This window comes from Zoogloea sp. LCSB751, from assembly GCF_002028455.1.
Classification (GTDB): Bacteria; Pseudomonadota; Gammaproteobacteria; order Burkholderiales; family Rhodocyclaceae; genus Zoogloea.
Genome location: NZ_MWUM01000066.1, coordinates 1 through 1,287, shown reverse-complemented (window position 1 = coordinate 1,287; position 1,287 = coordinate 1). Strand labels below are relative to the sequence as shown.

Below are 1,287 nucleotides of genomic sequence, written 5' to 3'. Positions count from 1 at the left end.
GCCGGTTTGTTGACCTTGACGAGCTTGCTCGGATCCAGGTGCAGCAGCTCAACTGCGTTCTTCCAGCGAATCTTCTGCAAGTCCTCCTCCGATAGCCGTAGCCCGTCCGTCAGGTCATGGCGCACCGCGTCGCTGCCCCCGAAGTTTGACCCGTACAGAATCCGCTCAGCCCCGATCACGTCGATCAGCGCCTGACGCATCGGCAACTCGTGCAGCTCCACATCGAAGTAGAAGTTCTTCAGGTACTCCAGCACCGGCTTCTGGTTGTGATAGACATCCAGGTTCGGGTTGGTCTGCGCCAGACGACCCAGCTGGTAGGGCACAAAACCGCCACCGTGGGTGATGTACACCTTGAGATTGGGAAAGCGGTCGAGCACCCCGCCATTGACCAGGTACCAGAAGGCCTTGGTTTCGTCGTAGTTCATGCCGACGATGGCGGTGGTTTCAAAACGATCGCTGTTGGCGTTTTTACCCCAGGTCACCGACTGGTTGTAGCCATGCACGAACATCGGCAGATCCAGGTCGCACAGGGTCTCCCACACCACATCCATTTCGGGAGAATCAAACTCCAGCCCCCCAAAGTTGGAGCCACCTGCCCCCAGGCCCTTGGCACCCAGCTCGGTGCAGGCACGGCGGAGCTCCTTCGCGGCTTCCCGCGGGTTCTGCAGTGGCGCCTGGGCCCAGAACATCAGGCGGTCCGGTGCGCCCGAGCAGTAGTCGGCCAGCACATCATTGACCTTGCGGGAGAACGGCAAGGCGTACTCCAGCGGAGTCCAGTACATGTAGCAGTGGGACGGCACCGACACCACCTGTGCGCTCTGCCCTGCCGCGTCCATGCCCGCCAGACGCGTCTTCGGGTCGCGCCAGCGGGCCATGTACTCCTGAACATTCAGCGCATGCCCTTCTGCCTTGGCCTTGCGCAGTGCCGCCTTCCGTTCCGGGGCGCCCAGACTCAGGATCCAGTCCCCCACACGCAGTTTGATGTCGCCGTCGGGTTGCGATTCGAAGGCCGGACCCCAGTAAGGGTCCTGGTCGTAGTAGTCCGGGTGCGGGGCGTGGGCGTGCAGGTCGATCAGCATGGTCGGCGGTCCTCTTGCTCAGGGATGGGCGCTCTCGAATGAGCGGCTTGGCAACCCGAACCCGGCTATCGGAGCGCGCGCACCGAACCCACGGAAACAACCTTTCCGTCAGACCTGTCGCACTTTGTCTCCTGCCGCCGGGCACTCGTCGTTGCCTCGATTTCTTGGAAACATCATGCACAATTTAAACAGAAAATACAACTCTGTT

1 protein-coding gene is annotated in these 1,287 nt (G+C 61.3%); it reads right to left on the bottom strand.

Annotation, left to right across the window (positions count from 1 at the left end):
• A partial coding sequence (locus B4920_RS25735; RefSeq protein WP_079437588.1) for an amidohydrolase family protein occupies nucleotides 1-1,079 on the bottom strand: 1,079 nt, incomplete at its 3' end.
• Nucleotides 1,080-1,287: the final 208 nt, after the last annotated feature.